Below are 16,502 nucleotides of genomic sequence, written 5' to 3' on the forward strand. Positions count from 1 at the left end.
CGGTCGAGCGGCTCAAGCGTCCGCGTTCTCGAGCTTGAAGTTCCAGACGCCCTTGATCTGCGTACCGGCCTTGTTCTGCTGGACGACGCTGATGTAGATCGTCTTGGGGGCGGCCTGGCCCTGCTGCTCCGCGAAGAGGTCGACGCCCTCGAAGGCGTAGTACGTCTTCTTGTACGGGGACGTGACCTGCTGGCCGTTGAGCCACAGGGCCCAGCCCTCGTCGGCGATCTCCGGGTCGACACCGATGCGCAGTGTCTCGCCCTGCGAGACGCTGATCGTGTCGGAGGACTTCTTGAGGGCGCATTTGGCCGCTGCCTCCTTGCCGATGTCCTTGCCGTCCTCGTAGCACTCGGCCTGGACGCTGACCGAGTCCTTGCCGAACGTGACGGTGGCCATCGGCGTCGGCTTGTCACAGGCGGACAGCACGAGAAGTCCGGCAGAAACGGCGCCGACGGCGGCGACAGCGCGGCGACGGCGCGCGAGGGGACGCTGGGAGCTCATGGCCGAAGGTTATCGGGCGGGTCGGGCGCCCCGGCTACGCGGGTGGGGTACGCGGCGTGCCGCGGGCCCCGATCAGGCCAGGTGCGCGTGTTGCCGGCCGCCGTGCCGGGCCGTGCTCAGCAGCCCGCGGACGGTGGTGAGCCAGCCGGTCGCGATGATCGTGGCGGCCACCGCCATGCCGAGCGTGCCGTTGAGCGGCAGGGCGATGCCGATCGCCCCGCCGACCACCCAGGCCATCTGCAGCAGAGTCTCCGAGCGCGCGAACGCCGAGGTCCGCACCAGCTCCGGCACGTCCCGCTGGATCAGGGCGTCCAGGGACAGCTTGGAGAGCGCCTGGGCGAACCCGGCGAACGCGGCGAGCACCGCCACCAGGAGCACCCCGAAGAACACCGCCGCCGTGATCGCCACGCCCAGCACCACCGCGACCACCGTGACGATGATCAGCTCGGGCGCCCGGGATCTGAGGGCCGCTCCGACCGCCGTGCCCAGTGCGTTGCCCACGCCCGCCGACACGCCGACGATGCTCAGTGAGAGCGCCGCGCTGGTGCCGGCCAGCGGATGCTCGCGCAGCAGGAACGCGAGGAAGAAGATCAGGAACCCGGAGAGACCGCGCAGCGCGGCGTTGGCGGCGAGGGCGTGCGTGACCCCCGTACCGACCGTGCGCAGGCCCGGACGCCTGGCCTCCTTCAGGTGCGGTCCGCGCAGGTGCTGTTCGTCCGCGGCGAGCAGGGCCTTGTCCTCACCCTTGGCCGAGTCGACCTTGTGCGGCAGCGAGAACGACAGGAACGTACCCACCACGAAGATCACGAAGGCGCCGTAGAGCGGATAGCGGGGGCCCAGGGCCTGGAGCCCCGCGCCGATCGGGGCCGCCACGCCGGTCGCGAGCAGACCGCCGAGCGTGACCCGTGAGTTGGCCTTCACCAGGGAGAACGCGGGTGGCAGCAGCCGGGGCACCACGGCGCTTCTGACCACCCCGTACGCCTTCGAGGCCACCAGGACGCCGAGGGCCGCCGGATACAGCTCGATGCTGCCCGTGACGACCGCGCTCGACAGCAGCAGGGCCATGAAGGCGCGGGCGATGAACGCGCCCGCCATCGCGGCGCGGCGGCCGTGCGGCAGGCGGTCCAGGAGGGGGCCGATGACCGGGGCAAGGAGCGTGAACGGTGCCATGGTGATGGCCAGGTAGAGCGCCACCCGGCCGCGGGCCTCGTCCGTCGGCACCGAGAAGAACACCGTGGAGGCGAGCGCCACGGTGATCATCATGTCGCCGGCGCCGTTCACCCCGTGCAGTTCGATCAGTTTTCCGAGGCCCGACTCGCCCGCGCCGTGCGCGTGGGTCGCCTTTCTGATGCCTCTCGCCGTACCGGAGAACGGCAGGTGCAGGGCATGGCCGACAGAACGGACGGCCCCGCGCACCGGGCCCGATCCGCTCTTGTCCTCTGCCCCGGCGGCACCGATTCCGGCGGTGCCATGGGGCGACCTCGCGGCTGCCACTCCGCAATAGTGCCCCGAGAACGGCGTATGTAGTGCGGTTACCGCTCGTATAGCGACTGACTGGGCCCCGGGGATCCGATACCGGTCGGCGCGGCCGCACCCGGGTCGGGAACCGGCCAGCACCGGGCCAGGACCGGGCGCTGACCAGGCCAGGCCCCGGTCAGGGCCCCGGTCAGGGCCGTGTCCGGGGCCCCGCTGAGACCCCGCTGGGGCCCTGTCGGGGAAACGCCGCGAAGTGGTGAAGGCAACGCCGGTGTAGGCCCAGCGCCGACGAGACGGTAGCGTGCGTAACGCGCCCGCGGCAGTTGTTCTCGGCCGCGCGCCTCTCGGTCATCCCGCAGAATGGATGACGTAGGTGCGCCCGAGTGCGATCGGGCGCGGACGTCGACGCGGCCCTCCGGTCCGCTCCGTCCGCACCCCGTCGAGGACGGCGCACTCGAGAGACGGCGTAGGAGAGAAGCGATACCTGTGAGCGCGACAACGCGAAGCCGAACCCCCGACCGTCTGTGCGCCGAGGCCGTGGACCTCGCCCGGACAGCCGCCGAGGAGGCCGCCGCTCCCGGCGTTGTCGGGGAGCACGCCGGGGTGGTCAGCGAAGGCGACCGCGTCGTCACGCACTTCTTCGAGTGCAAGGAGATGGGCTACCGCGGGTGGCGCTGGGCCGTGACCGTGGCCCGTGCCTCGCGGGCGAAGGTCGTCACCCTCGACGAAACGGTGCTGCTGCCCGGCACCGACGCGCTCCTGGCACCCGAGTGGGTGCCGTGGAGCGAGCGGCTGCGGCCCGGGGACATGGGTCCCGGGGACCTGCTGCCCACGGACGCGGAGGATCTGCGGCTGGAGCCCGGTTACTCGGGCGAGGACGAGCCCGCGCCGAACGCGGCGATCTCGGAGCGCGCCGAGCTGTCCGACCTCTCCGACTTCTCCGATTTCTCCGGGACGTCCGGCGGTTTTGACGGCTCCGGGGAGACCGTGCGGTCGGCCGACGCGGGGGGTGCCGAGGGGGCCGAGGTCACGATCGGGACACCGGTCGCCGCGCCGCTGGTGCCCTCCCGTGGCTCGATCGCCTCCGTCGCGGAGGAGCTGGGCATGCGGCGGGCCCGGGTCCTGTCGCGGTACGGGCTGCACATCGCGGCCGACCGGTGGGAGGAGTCGTACGGGGCGAAGACGGCGATGGCGCAGGCCGCGCCCGCCACCTGCGTCAGCTGTGGCTTCCTTAACCCCATCGGGGGATCGCTCGGGCAGGCGTTCGGGGTGTGCGCGAACGAGATCTCTCCGGCTGACGGCCGGGTGGTGTCCCTGTCGTACGGGTGCGGTGGGCACTCCGAGGCGGCGGTCATGCCGAAGCCGGCGCGGCCGGCTCCGCCGGTGATCGACGAGACGCGGGTGGATCCGTTCCCGCTGCGTCCGTCGCCGGACTCGGGGTCGGTGTCGGTGGGACCGGACGAGGCGTCGGCGGAATTCGGCCACTCCTAGCCCTGCGTCAGCCTGGCAGGTGCCCACCGGGGTGGGGGCCCGGCGCGTCTGGCGGGTGCCGGCCGACGGAGCCTGAGCGCGCAGTTCCCCGCGCCCCTTCGGGGCGCCCAGGGGCACGCGGCATGCCGGCGGCACACCCAGGGGCGCGGGGAACTGCGCAATCTTGCGGGACGCGGGGAACTGCGTGCATTGAAGGGGCGCGGGGACTGCGCAGTCTTTTGGGGGCGCGGGGAACTGCGCGATCTTTTCAGGGCGATCAGCCCCACCGGGCCGCGGACGGCGTGACCGGTGCACCAGCGACCCGGCCGAGCCTCCTGCAAGGAAACCCGCGGTACCTTCTTGCGGCGGTCCCGGCATCGCCGTGGCCGTTCCATGCGAGAGGGAGAGTGAACCGTGGGCAACTTCGTGCGGCCTGCCGCCGAGGGCATCGATCCGTTCGGCACGGCGCGGCTGCGACGCGGGGTGCTGGACGCCTGGGCGACGAGCCCGGCGCGGTTCCGCGAGGACGCCAACTCCGAAGAGGACCTCGTCCTCGGCGGATACCGGGACCGCCTGGTCGTCGAGCTCGCACAGAACGCCGCCGACGCCGCCTCCCGCGCAGGCGTCCCCGGCCGGCTGAGGCTCACCCTGCGCGACGGAGTCCTCGCCGCCGCCAACACCGGCGCCCCGCTGGACGCGACCGGCGTGGAGTCCCTCTCCACCCTGCGCGCCTCCGCCAAGCGGGACGACAGCGACAGCGCGGTCGGCCGGTTCGGCGTCGGCTTCGCGGCCGTCATCGCCGTGACCGACGAGCCCGCCCTGCTGGGACGGCACGGCGGCGTCCGCTGGTCCCTCGCCGAGGCCCGCGACCTCGCCCTCGACGTGGCCCGCCACAGCCCCGGGCTCGGGGACGAACTGCGCCGCCGTGACGGCCATGTGCCGCTGCTCCGGCTGCCGTTCCCGGCCGAGGGCACCGCACCGGACACGTACGACAGCGTCGTGATCCTGCCGCTGCGGGACCCGGCCGCGGAGGATCTCGCGGAGCGGCTGCTCGCCGGGATCGACGACGCCCTGCTGCTCGCCCTGCCCGGACTCGAAGAAGTGGTCGTCGAGATCGGGGCCGAGGGCGGCACCGTACGCACCATCCGACGCCGTACCGAAAGCGAACGCGAACGCGAAAGCGCAGACGGTGCGGTCGGCGCGGTCGGCGGCGGTGACAACGGTGACGTGGTCGTCGAGGACTCCCGGGACGGGACGACCCGGTGGCGCACCGTCTCCGCGCACGGCGCCCTGGAGCCCGCGCTGCTCGCCGACCGGCCCGTCGAGGAGCGGCTGCGCCCCCGCTGGTCGGTCACCTGGGCCGTCCCGGTCGACACCGACGGCACCCCCGGACGCCCCCGCACCGGGCCCGTCGTGCACGCGCCCACCCCCAGCGACGAACCTCTCGGCGTGCCCGCGCTGCTCATCGCCTCGCTCCCGCTCGACACCACCCGCCGCCACGCCGCCCCCGGGCCGCTCACCGACTTCCTGGTCCAGCGCGCGGCGGACGCGTACGTCGAACTGCTCGCCGCCTGGCGTCCCGTGACTTCCGAGATCATCGGCCTGGTGCCGGGCCCGCTCGGCCAGGGCGAACTGGACGGGGCCCTGCGGCAGGCGATCCTCGAACGGCTGCCGCGGACGGCGTTCCTGCCGCCCGCCGTCGAACCGGGCGAGGACCCTGACCTGCCCGAGGCCCTGCGGCCCCGCGACGCCGAGGTGGTGGAGGGCGCAGGCGCCGAGACCGTGCAGGTGCTCGCGGAGGTGCTGCCCAGCCTGCTGCCCGCCGGGCTCGAACGGCGCGTGGAACTGCGCACCCTGGGGGTCGCGCGGGTGCCGCTGACCGAGGCGGTCGACCGGCTCGCGGGCCTGGAGAAGGCCCCCGAGTGGTGGCGGCGCCTGTACGACAGCCTCGCCGGGGTCGACCCGGACCGGCTGTCCGGGCTGCCCGTGCCGCTGGCCGACGGGCGTACGACCATCGGGCCCCGGCAGATCCTGCTGCCCGTCGTCGACGGGACCGAGGGAACCGGGTTCGAAGGAACCCGGTCCGAAGGCGGAGCCCAGGCCGCGCCCGACGCCCTCGCCCGGCTCGGCCTCAAGGTCGCCCACCCGGACGCCGTCCATCCGCTCCTGGAGAAACTGGGCGCCCTGCCCGCCACCGCGCGGGCCGTCCTGACCACCCCGCAGGTCCGCGCCGCCGTCGCGGGATCCCTCGACGACGACCGCGGCGGCTGGGACGACGACACCACCCCGGACGCCGAGGAACTCGCCGACACCGTCCTCGCGCTCGTCCGGGACGCCCGCCTCGAACCCGGCGACGAACCCTGGCTCGGCGCCCTCGCGCTCCCCGACGACGAGGGCGAACTCGTCCCGGCCGGCGAACTCGTGCTGCCCGGCAGCCCCTTCGCGCAGGTGATGCGGGAGGACGAACTCGCCTTTGTCGACGCCGAACTGGCCGAGCGCTGGGGCGAACAGCCGCTCGCCGCCTGTGGCGTACTGGCCGACTTCGCGCTCGTACGCGCCACGGACGTCGTCCTGGACCCCGACGAACTGGAGCCGCGGGACGGCGACTTCGCCGAGCCCGACGACGCGGGGCTGCTCGACGCCGTCGACGTGTGGTGCGAGGACGCCCTCGACGGGCTGCCTCAGTCGCCGGTGCCGCCCGTCGCGACGGAGATCGTCGCCGTACGCGACCTCGACCTCGTGGACGACGACCGCTGGCCGCAGGCCCTGGCCCTGCTCTCCCGGCCGCCGCTGCGCGACGCGCTCACCCAGCCGGTCCGCGTCCTGCTGCCGGACGGCACGCACGAGATCATCCGGTCCTACACCGCCTGGTGGCTGCGCGGACACCCCGTCCTCGACGGCCGCCGCCCGGCCGGTCTGCGCGCGGCGGGCGGCGACCCGCTCCTGCACGGTCTGTACGACGCCGCCGACGCGGCCGGTTTCGACGACGAGCAGGTGCTGCGGGCCCTCGGCGTCCGTACGTCCGTGGCCGCGCTGCTGGCCGAACCCGGGGGCGGCGCGGAGCTGTTGGACCGGCTTGCGGACCCCGACCGTGAGGTCTCGGCGACCCAGTTGCACGCGCTGTACGGCGCGTTGGCCGACCTCGATCCCGAACAGGTCACGCTGCCGGACGAGTTGCGGGCCGTCGTGGACGGCGAGGTGCGGGTGGTGGACGCGGCCGACGCCGTGGTCGTGGACTCGCCCGACCTGCTGCCCTTCACCGCGGGGACGCCGCTGCTGCCGGTACGGCCCGCGCGGGCCGCCGACCTCGCGGAGCTGTTCCAGGTCCGGCGGCTGAGTGAGTCCGTCACCGGCGAGGTGACGAGCGAGGGGGCCGAACACGACGTACCGGAGTCCGTACGGACCCTGCTGGGTCCGTCGACCCCCGCGACCTATCTCGAACACGAGGAACTCGTCGTCGACGGCACCGAACTCGACTGGCGCCGCACTCGTGACGGGGTGCTGCACGCCGCCACGGTCGAGGGGGTTGCGGCGGGGCTCGCCTGGGCGACGGGGCAGTGGCCTCGGCGGTTCGAGGTGGCCGCGCTGTTGGAGGATCCGTCCAGGACGGAGGAGTTGGCGCGGGATCGTTGGTTCGACTGATTCGACTGAGGGGTGGGCTCGGGTTGTCGGGTCGGGTGCGGGTGCGCTGTGGCTGGTCGCGCAGTTCCCCGCGCCCCTAAAAGATTGCGCAGTTCCCCGCGCCCCTGGAAGGTCGCGCTGTTCCCCGCGCCCTGGAAGGTTGCGCTGTTCCTCGCGCCCCTAAATGATTGCGCAGTTCCTCGCGCCCCTAGAAGGTTGCGTTGTTGCCTGCGTATCTCGACGTTAGTTTTTTGGGCCCGTCAGTGCGTAGGCCGTTGTGCCGATGGTGGTGAGTGCCAGGGACGTCCAGGTGGCTGTCGGGGTGTCGGGGGGCAGGAGCAGCCAGGTTGCCACCCGGGTCGGTGTGCTCGTCGCCGGTGGGGCGAAGAGCGTGAACGACAGCCAGGCGAACGGCAGCGTCCACGCGTACTGGGCGCCCGCCAGCGCCGCGCCCAGCGCGGCAAGGCCCATCAGGCCCGCGCAGTCCCGGACCACGAACGCGGCGGTGGCCGTGGGCCCGCCCATCAACTGCACCGCGAGCAGCGTCGCGCCGACGGCAGCGCCGGCCAGCAGCACGTGGGCCGCTCTGCGCGGCACCCAGCGGATCGCGGCCGTCCGGTCCAGCGCCAGGTCCTGCCCGCCGAGCCCGATCGAGGCCGCCATCACCCCCGTGGCGAGGACGAGTACGGACAGCCGCGGGTCGGCGGGGCCCTCGCCCCCGTCCCGGACGAGCACCCACACCGCCACCGCGCTGAGCACCACCGCGGCTAGCGACGCGGGTACCTGACGCGAGCGTGCGTAAAGGATCAGCCACCTCACCGGGACCCACCGCCGCTGCCGCCGCCGGACAGCGCGTCCAAGGGGTCGCCCTCGTCCTCGCAGGAGAACGCGACCGTGCGCATCGCGGTGATCCGGGCGAGCTGTTCGGCCCGCGGCAGCGCCGTGAGCTTCTGCCACACCGGGCGGCTCTTGGCGTCGACCTCCCGGCGCCAGCCCGCGGGCTCCGTGCCGGGAAGCAGCTTGAACTCCCCGAGCACCCAGCCCACCGCGGCGGTCTGCGCGTACGTGCTGTTCCCCACGGTGCTCCAGCCGGCGGGGGAGCACCCCGGCACCATGCCCTTGGCGATCACCGCGGAGGTCAGCTCCTCGCCCTTCGCGGCGCCGAGGGTGTCGTCGTCGAAGTCGATGAGCACGGTCTCGCGGGACCACCGGGGCGTGGCGCCTTCCGGCAGTACCGCGGTGTTCTCCCGGACCGCCGTCGGCGCCCGGTCGCCCAGGGCGTCGCGCAGCAGGCGCAGCGCCTCCTTGCCAGGACCGGCCAGGTCGGCGAGCCGGTCCTGATGCGTCCTGGTCACGCACACCGGCCCCTCGCACACCTGCTCCGTGGCGGCCTCGTCGACGACGTACATCCGGTCGGGGGCGGAGGGCAGGACGAGCAGGGCGAGCACCGTGCCCGCCAGCAGGGGCGTCAGGGCGAGCAGCCGGACCCGCCGGGTCGCCGCGACCAGCAGCGCGAAGCCGGTCGCGGCCATGCCGAGCAGCCAGACGGTCTGCCCGAGGTGCACGGCTGAGGAGAGCGTGACGAACACACCGCGCACCTCCACCTCCGGTGACAGCAGCGAGATCTTGTTCGGCTCCGTGCTCGGGACCCCCATGGCCCCGGTCGTGCTCGTCCTGCCCAGCGACATGTGCATCAGGGCCGTGAACACGAAGGCGGCCATGGCCGTCAGGGGCGGGGTGAGCACGGACGGCAGGGCCTTCCCGGCTCCCATGCCCAGCACGGACCCCGCGACGAGGGAGAGCGCCGCCACCAGTGAGATCGGCAGCCACCCGAGGTGTGTGTACTCGCTGTGGGAGAGCACGTGGACCGCGCCCACCAGGACGAGGAGCGCGAAGGCCGAGGTCAGCGTGATCGCCGTCGTGCCGGCCAGCGCGCCCGCGCGGTGCCGGGCGGGCCGCGGTGTGCTCGTCAGCAGCTCGGGCATCTTCGAACGGTGGTCGCGCAGGCCCTGCAACGCCCCGAGCCCCACGGCGAGCGGCCACAGGTAGAACAGCAGGGAGCGGGTCCACAGCGCCATGGGCGTCCACTGGGCCGTCCACGCCGTGGTGCCCTGCCACCACTCGCCGTGGAGCAGATGGAGGAACGCCAACGACGCCACCAGGACCACGGCGCCGGCCCACGGGGCGACGGAGCGCTTCAGCTCGATGCGCACGACGCGTGGGATGCGCGGGACGTAGGGGATACGTGGGCTGTGCGGGGCACGGAGGTTCACCAGGTGCCCCTCTCCTGGCCGGAGCCCTGGTCCGGACCCTGCAACAGCGCCGAGTAGCCGCGCTCCAGGGGGCTGTCGCCCACGTGCTCGGGGCTGCCCGCCGCCGCCAGGTCGTCCGGGGTGCCCTGGAAGACCAGGCGGCCCTCGGCGAAGAGCACCACGTCGGTGCAGGCGGCGGCGACGTCCTCGACCAGATGGGTCGAGACGAGGACACAGGTGTCCGTGCCCAGTTCCTGGAGCAGTTGGCGAAAACGCAGCCGCTGCGCGGGGTCCAGGCCGACCGTCGGCTCGTCGAGGAGCAGGACCGTCGGGTCGTTGACGATGGCCTGGGCGATACCGACCCGGCGCACCATGCCGCCCGACAGCGACTTCATCCGGTCGTCGGCGCGGTCCGCGAGGCCCACCCGCTCGACGGCACGCTGCACCGCCGCGGGGATCTCCGCCTTCGGGACCTCCTTCAGCCACGCCATGTACTCGACGAACTCGCGCACCGTGAAGCGCTTGTAGTAGCCGAACTCCTGCGGCAGGTAACCGATCCGGCGGCGCAGCGCCCGGTGCTCGCCGGCTCCGCTCACACCGCCGACCGGCCGGCCGAGCATCTCCAAGGTGCCCTCGGTGGGGCGCAGCACGGTGGCCAGCGTCCGGATGAGGGTGGTCTTGCCCGCCCCGTTGGGGCCGAGGAGCCCGTGCACGCCGGTGCCCAGCGACAGGTCGAGCCCGTCGACCGCCATCCGTTTCCTGCCGACCCGCACCCTCAGCCCGGTGGCCTGGATCTCCCAGGCGTAGGCCGTCGGCGCGAGGTCGGCCGCGCTCACCGCGGACGTCATGTGGTGTTCCTTCCCGAAGGTCATCGATGGGCTCCCGGCACGGTGTACGCGCCTCTGCGGGCGATCACGACACCGACGCCGAGTGCGAGGAGCAGTCCCCACACGGGCAGTCCGTCGGCCCGCAGGGCGACGGCGGTACGTTGGGTGGCCATGGTCGGCACCACCACCACGGCGGCCCACACGGCGCCGAGTCCGACGGCCGCGCGGGTCACCCCGAGGACTCCGCCGAGCGCCAGCGTGGCTGCCGTGAAGGCCAGGCAGGGCAGCAGCCACTGGGCCACCATCACGCCCGTCACCCAGCCGCACACCAGCAGCGCGGGGACGACCACGGCGAGCACGGACGCGGTGCGCCGCAGCACCAGGTACAGCCCGGCCCTGGGCGCCGCGGCCGTCAGTTCGTACGCGGGGTCCAGACCGCGCGACCAGGACGCCGCGACGCCGAGCACGGGCAGGACCGGTGCGAAGAGCAGCACCAGCGACACCTCGCCGGACCCGGACCCGGACCCGAATCCGAACCCGGGACCTGGACCTGGACCTGGAACGGTGGGAGGGCCGGTGAGGGAGCCGGTCAGGTCGAGCAGCAGGGCCAGCAGCGACACGGCCACGGCCATGGCCAGCCAGGGCACCATCGTGGGCGTCATCCACCGCGACAGCCGTGCCGACCAGCGCCGTCCGCGCGGCATCGGCGCGGTGTCCGCCAGCCGGGGTTCGAGGCGGGACCACACGGTGTCGACCAGTGACGCCACGGCGGGCACCTCGGCACCGACGGCGCAGGCCAGCCGGTCACGGCACACCCGGCACGCCTCCAAGTGGGCCTCCACGGCCCACACCTCGTCGGCGGTGAGATCCGTACCGCCCCGCGCGTACCCCTCGACGACCCGCGTCGAGGCGTGCTCCGTACCCCCCGTACTTGCCGTACTCATACCAGCGCCCTCCGCATCGCGATCCGGGCCCGGCGCGCACGGGTCTTGACCGTGCCCTCGGGCAGCCCGAGCAGGACCGCGGTCTCCCGGACGGACAGCCCGTCGAGCACCATGGCCTGCAGTACGTGTCTCAACTCCGGCGCGAGGCAGCGCAGGGCGTCCCCGACATCACCGCCGACGCTGGTCGCGAGCGCCTCCTCCTCGGCGGCGGGGGCCGCCTCGGGGGCCGCGGCGGCCGGCGGCGGCTCCGCGTGGTGCGCCCTGCGCCGGAACGCGTCGACCAGGCGCCGCGCCGCGATCGTCCACAGCCAGCCGGTGGCCGTCCCGCCGACGGCGGACCCGGCGAACGCGCCCGCCGCGCGCCACACCGCCAGGTAGGTCTCCTGCATCACCTCGGCGACGATCTGCTCGTCCACGCACCGGCGGCGCAGCCGCACCGCCAGCCACGGCGACGTACGCCGGTACAGCTCCTCGAACGCGGCACGGTCGCCTCTCGCCACCAGCCGGACGAGACGCTCCTCGTCCACCTCGTGCAACGGCGCTGCCCTGAGTGATCTCACACCGGCTAGACGCGGTGGCCGCGCCGCGGGTTTTCTCCCTGACGTGATCCGCGCCACATACCGCCCACGCGGAGAACCCCCGGTCGGCTACACGGTGAACTTCCGGTCCACCCACCGCCACGTGACTTCCAGGACGGCCGCGGCCGCCACCGCGATCCCGACGGCCGTCCACGGCATGGCCGTCCCGACCAGCTTCAGCGCGAAGAACTCCTGGAGCCACGGCACCACGAGCACGATCAGGAACCCGAGTCCCATCGCGGCCACCAGACCCACCCGCCACCAGGTGTACGGCCGGGCGATGATGGCCAGCACCCACATGGCGACCAGGAACAGCGTCAGCGTCGCCGCACTGGTCTCCGCGTCCAACGCCCCTTCACCGGTGTAGTGGTGACGCGCGAGCAGATACGTGGTGAAGGTGGCGACGGCCGCGACGACCCCGCCCGGGATCGAGTACCGCATCACCCGCCGTACGAAGTGCGGTTTCGCCCGCTCCTTGTTGGGCGCGAGCGCCAGGAAGAACGCCGGCACGCCGATCGTCAGCGTCGAGAGCAGCGTCAGGTGCCGCGGCAGGAACGGGTACTCCACCTGGAAGCACACCACCAGCACCGCGAGCAGCACCGAGTACACCGTCTTCACCAGGAACAGCGTCGCGACGCGGGTGATGTTCCCGATGACCCGGCGCCCCTCGGCGACCACCGAGGGCAGCGTGGCGAAGCTGTTGTTCAGCAGCACGATCTGCGCGACCGCCCGGGTGGCCTCGGAGCCCGAGCCCATCGCGACACCGATGTCGGCGTCCTTCAGGGCGAGTACGTCGTTCACGCCGTCGCCGGTCATCGCCACCGTGTGGCCGCGCGACTGGAGCGCGCCCACCATGTCGCGCTTCTGCTGCGGGGTGACCCGCCCGAACACCGAGCTCTCGTCGACGGCCGCGGCCATCTCCTCCCGTCCGGCGGGGAGCCGGCGCGCGTCGACCGCGGCGGAGGCGCCGGGCAGGCCGAGCTTGGCGGCGACCGCGCCGACCGACACGGCGTTGTCGCCGGAGATCACCTTGGCGCGTACGTCCTGCTGGTCGAAGTAGCGCAGGGTCTCCGCGGCGTCGGGCCGCAGCCGCTGCTCCAGGACGACGAGCGCGACCGGCCGCGCGCCCTCCTGCACGCGCGGGTCGTCGAGGTCCCTGACGGCCCGCGCGAGCAGCAGGACCCGCAGCCCCTGTTCGTTGAGCTGTTCCGTCTCGGCGAGTACGGGGTCGTCGTCGGGGAGCAGTACGTCCGGGGCGCCGAGGAGCCATGTACTGGTCCCGCGCTCGCCCTTGCCCTCACCCTCACGGAAGGAGGCGCCGCTGTACTTGCGGGCGGAGGAGAAGGGGAGCGAGCCCTCGTTGCGCCAGTCCCCGGCGTCCGGGTACGTGTCGATGATCGCTTGCAGGGAGGCGTTCGGCCGGGGATCGGAGGCACCGAAGGCACCGAGGACCTTCTGGAGGTACGCCTCGCCGCCGCCGTTGGCGTGCTCGTGATCGTGCTCGTGGTCGCGGCCCAGAGGCCGTACCTCGGTGACGTCCATGCCGCCCTCGGTCAGCGTGCCCGTCTTGTCGAGGCAGACCGTGTCGACGCGGGCCAGGCCCTCGATGGCGGGGAGTTCCTGGACGAGGCACTGCTTGCGGCCGAGCCGGATGACGCCGATCGCGAAGGCGACGGAGGTGAGCAGGACCAGACCCTCGGGGACCATGGGCACGATGCCGCCGACGGCTCGCGCGATCGAGTCCTTGAAGCCGTTGTTCTTGCTGACGAGCTGGGTGATGACCAGGCCCACGGCGGCCGGGATCAGCATCCACGTCACGTACTTGAGGATCGTGGAGATACCGGTACGCAACTCCGAGTGGACCAGCGTGAAGCGGCTCGCCTCCTCGGCCAACTGCGCCGCGTACGCCTCGCGTCCGACCTTCGTCGCGGTGAACGCGCCGCCGCCCGCCACCACGAAGCTGCCCGACATGACCTGGTCGCCGGGGTGCTTGACGACCGGGTCCGCCTCACCGGTGAGCAGCGACTCGTCGATCTCCAGACCGTCGGCCTCGGCGCACGCGCCGTCCACGACGATCTTGTCGCCAGGACCGATCTCGATCAGGTCCCCGAGCACGATCCCGGAGGTGGAGATCGCGGTGGCGGCCCCGTCCCTGCGGACGGTCGGCCGCGCCTCGCCGATGACCGCGAGGGAGTCCAGGGTCTTCTTGGCGCGCAGTTCCTGGATGATGCCGATCCCGGTGTTCGCGAGGATCACATAGCCGAACAGGCTGTCCTGGAACGGTGCGACGACCATCATGATCAGCCAGAGCACACCGATGATCGCGTTGAACCGGGTGAAGACGTTCGCGCGGATGATGTCGGCGGTGGAGCGGCTGCTGCGGACCGGTACGTCGTTGACCTCGCCGCGTGCGACTCGCTCCGCGACCTCGGCGGTGGAGAGGCCCACGGCTCTCGGGGCGGGGGTGGGTATGGGCACGGGGTGCACAGGGTCGAGTTCGGCACCCGCGTCGATGTGCGTCATGCACCCGACGGTACGGGGGGATATACGGCTTCACCCGCCGAGCGCACCAAAGATCCGACCAGCGGAGGATCCCCGGTGATGCCCTGGTTGTACACGGACGTTCTCTCCGGGGGCGGGAGGTCGGGGCCGAGGCCGGGGTCCGCCTGCGGGCGCACTGTGGCCGAGCGCGCAGTTCCCCGCGCCCCTGGGGGTGTGGCGGGGCAGGTGGTGTGTCACGCGCGGGCCGGTGGGGGTTTCTCGCGCAGTTCCCCGCGCCCCTAAAAACGGGGCTGCGCCCCTGCTTTTGCCTTTAGGGGCGCGGGGAACGGCGCGACCAGCCCCCACCGACCCGCACCCGGCACACACGTGCGCCACCCCCCAGGGGCGCGGGGAACTGCGCGACCAGCCCCCACTCACCCGCACCCGGCACCACAACCGCGCACCCCCTACGGGGCCCCCGCCGCGTCACGCTTGATCGCCGCGTCCCGCCCCCGGACGTACCAGATGCCGATCAGCCCGAGCCCCGCCCCCGCCAGACACGTCCACAGCCACCACAGATGACCGTCGTCGTCGAGCCGGCCGTAGAACGGCAGCTGCACCAGGAAGAGGACGAACCAGAGGATCGTGCCACCGGTGACGGTGGCGACCACAGGCCCCTCCAGGGGCTCCGGTGCCTCATGTGTCGCAGTCCACTTCGCCATGAGGACAGCTTACGAGGCCACGAGATCTACGCGCGGAGATAGCGCCACCGTCCCCATATGTTCATACTGAAACCATCTATGCATGGCCGTTTATGTTCGTACGAAACTCCAAATACCCCCACCGTCTGAGGTCCCCGCATGCCCACCTCGGCCCCCGCCAAGGCCCCCGCGCCCAAGGAGCCGGACCCCACGTCCGCCACCGGCTCCCTCGACCGCTACTTCAAGATCTCCGAGCGGGGCAGCACCCTGCCCCGCGAGATCCGAGGCGGTTTCGCCACCTTCTTCGCCATGGCCTACATCATCGTGCTGAACCCGATCATCCTCGGCAGCGCGAAGGACATGCACGGGCACCAGCTCGACAACGGCCAGCTGGTCACCGCGACCGCGCTGACCGCCGCCTTCACCACGCTCCTGATGGGCGTCGTCGGCAACGTACCGATCGCGCTCGCGGCCGGCCTCGGCGTGAACACGGTCGTCGCGCTCCAGCTGGCCCCCCGGATGTCCTGGCCGGACGCCATGGGCATGGTGGTGCTCGCGGGCCTCGTGGTGATGCTGCTCGTGGCCACCGGTCTGCGGGAGCGCGTCATGAACGCCGTGCCGCTCGGCCTGCGCAAGGGCATCGCGATCGGCATCGGCCTGTTCATCATGCTGATCGGACTGGTCGACTCGGGCTTCGTGTCGCGCATCCCGGACGCCGCGCAGACGACCGTGCCGTTGCAGCTCGGCGGGACCGGGCACCTCGACGGCTGGCCCGTCCTGGTCTTCGTACTCGGCACGCTGCTCACGCTGGCGCTGATCGTGCGCAAGGTGCCGGGCGCGATCCTCATCTCGATCGTCGCGATGACGGTCGTCGCCGTGGTGATCAACGCGGTCGCGACCGTGCCCTCCTGGGGCCTGACCACGCCGAAGTGGCCCGGCAACCCGGTCGCGAGCCCCGACTTCGGGCTCGTCGGGCAGGTCAGCCTCTTCGGCGGCTTCGGCAAGGTCGGCGTACTGACCGGTGTGCTCTTCGTCTTCACGGTCCTGCTGTCGTGCTTCTTCGACGCGATGGGCACGATCATGGGCATCGGCGACGAGGCGGGGCTGACCGACAAGGACGGCAACATGCCGGGCATCAGCAAGGTGCTCTTCGTCGACGGCATCGCGGTCGCCGCGGGCGGCGCCACCTCCTCGTCCGCGACCACCTGCTTCGTGGAGTCCACGGCGGGCGTCGGCGAGGGCGCGCGCACCGGCTTCGCGAACGTGGTCACCGGCGCGCTCTTCGGGGTCGCGCTCTTCCTGACCCCGGTCGCCACGATGGTGCCGTCGCAGGCCGCCACCCCGGCGCTGCTCGCGGTGGGCTTCCTGATCCTGTCCGGCTCGATCCGGCAGATCGACTGGGCCGACCACACCATCGCGATCCCGGCGTTCGTGACGATGCTGATGATGCCGTTCACGTACTCGATCACGAACGGCATCGGCATGGGCTTCATCACGTTCGTCGTGCTGCGGCTGGCGGCAGGGCGCGGCAAGGACGTACCGGTCGCGATGTACGTCGTCTCGGCGGTCTTCGCGTTCTACTACCTGATGCCGGCGCTGGGCCTGACCTGACCTGACCTGCACCGACCTGACCTGCACCGAACCGGCTCAG

12 protein-coding genes are annotated in these 16,502 nt (G+C 72.5%); 3 read left to right on the top strand and 9 right to left on the bottom strand.

What is annotated here, in order from left to right; genetic code table 11:
• Positions 1-12 precede the first annotated feature (12 nt).
• Positions 13-501 carry a hypothetical protein gene (locus ACLVWQ_RS11810; protein WP_414108329.1) on the bottom strand — a complete coding sequence of 163 codons (489 nt, stop codon included), beginning with the start codon at positions 499-501 and terminating at the stop codon, positions 13-15.
• Between the two features lie 72 nt (positions 502-573).
• Entirely contained in the window at positions 574-1,995 is a 1,422-nt protein-coding gene (locus ACLVWQ_RS11815; protein WP_414108331.1) for an MFS transporter, read from the bottom strand.
• A 468-nt stretch (positions 1,996-2,463) separates the two neighbouring features.
• Here ACLVWQ_RS11815 and ACLVWQ_RS11820 point away from each other — a divergent pair, with 468 nt between their 5' ends.
• Together ACLVWQ_RS11820 and ACLVWQ_RS11825 are read left to right on the top strand one after the other, a co-directional pair.
• Positions 2,464-3,468, top strand: coding sequence for a DUF3027 domain-containing protein (locus ACLVWQ_RS11820; protein ID WP_414108332.1), 1,005 nt, complete (start codon positions 2,464-2,466; stop codon positions 3,466-3,468).
• 393 nt (positions 3,469-3,861) lie between these two features.
• Positions 3,862-7,089, top strand: coding sequence for a sacsin N-terminal ATP-binding-like domain-containing protein (locus tag ACLVWQ_RS11825; RefSeq protein WP_414108333.1), 3,228 nt, complete (start codon positions 3,862-3,864; stop codon positions 7,087-7,089).
• Between the two features lie 222 nt (positions 7,090-7,311).
• Here the strand turns inward: ACLVWQ_RS11825 and ACLVWQ_RS11830 are convergent, their stop codons facing one another.
• From ACLVWQ_RS11830 to ACLVWQ_RS11860, 7 genes are all read right to left on the bottom strand, one after another.
• The gene (locus tag ACLVWQ_RS11830; protein ID WP_414108335.1) at positions 7,312-7,887 is read right to left on the bottom strand and encodes a hypothetical protein; all 576 of its coding nucleotides are present in this window, start codon (positions 7,885-7,887) and stop codon (positions 7,312-7,314) included.
• Positions 7,884-9,341: a hypothetical protein gene (locus tag ACLVWQ_RS11835; RefSeq protein ID WP_414108336.1), complete on the bottom strand. Its 1,458-nt coding sequence runs from the start codon at positions 9,339-9,341 to the stop codon at positions 7,884-7,886. The genes ACLVWQ_RS11830 and ACLVWQ_RS11835 overlap by 4 nt, the downstream gene beginning before the upstream one ends.
• Positions 9,338-10,192 carry an ABC transporter ATP-binding protein gene (locus ACLVWQ_RS11840; RefSeq protein WP_414108337.1) on the bottom strand — a complete coding sequence of 285 codons (855 nt, stop codon included), beginning with the start codon at positions 10,190-10,192 and terminating at the stop codon, positions 9,338-9,340. The genes ACLVWQ_RS11835 and ACLVWQ_RS11840 overlap by 4 nt, the downstream gene beginning before the upstream one ends.
• Complete coding sequence (locus tag ACLVWQ_RS11845) at positions 10,189-11,091, bottom strand: zf-HC2 domain-containing protein (RefSeq protein WP_414108338.1); 903 nt, start codon at positions 11,089-11,091, stop codon at positions 10,189-10,191. Before ACLVWQ_RS11845 ends, ACLVWQ_RS11840 begins: the two co-directional genes overlap by 4 nt.
• The gene (locus ACLVWQ_RS11850) at positions 11,088-11,651 is read right to left on the bottom strand and encodes an RNA polymerase sigma factor (RefSeq protein WP_414108339.1); all 564 of its coding nucleotides are present in this window, start codon (positions 11,649-11,651) and stop codon (positions 11,088-11,090) included. The genes ACLVWQ_RS11845 and ACLVWQ_RS11850 overlap by 4 nt, the downstream gene beginning before the upstream one ends.
• An 87-nt stretch (positions 11,652-11,738) precedes the next feature.
• Positions 11,739-14,192 (bottom strand): HAD-IC family P-type ATPase, encoded by a 2,454-nt coding sequence (locus ACLVWQ_RS11855; RefSeq protein ID WP_414108340.1) that lies wholly within the window; start codon positions 14,190-14,192, stop codon positions 11,739-11,741.
• Positions 14,193-14,617: 425 nt separating this feature from the next.
• Complete coding sequence (locus tag ACLVWQ_RS11860; RefSeq protein WP_414108341.1) at positions 14,618-14,872, bottom strand: DUF2530 domain-containing protein; 255 nt, start codon at positions 14,870-14,872, stop codon at positions 14,618-14,620.
• Positions 14,873-15,010: 138 nt separating this feature from the next.
• Between ACLVWQ_RS11860 and ACLVWQ_RS11865 the strand changes: the two genes are divergently transcribed.
• Positions 15,011-16,462 (top strand): NCS2 family permease, encoded by a 1,452-nt coding sequence (locus ACLVWQ_RS11865; RefSeq protein ID WP_414108342.1) that lies wholly within the window; start codon positions 15,011-15,013, stop codon positions 16,460-16,462.
• Positions 16,463-16,502 lie beyond the last annotated feature (40 nt).

The sequence above is a fragment of the Streptomyces sp. CWNU-52B genome, from assembly GCF_047444975.1.
GTDB lineage: Bacteria > Actinomycetota > Actinomycetes > Streptomycetales > Streptomycetaceae > Streptomyces.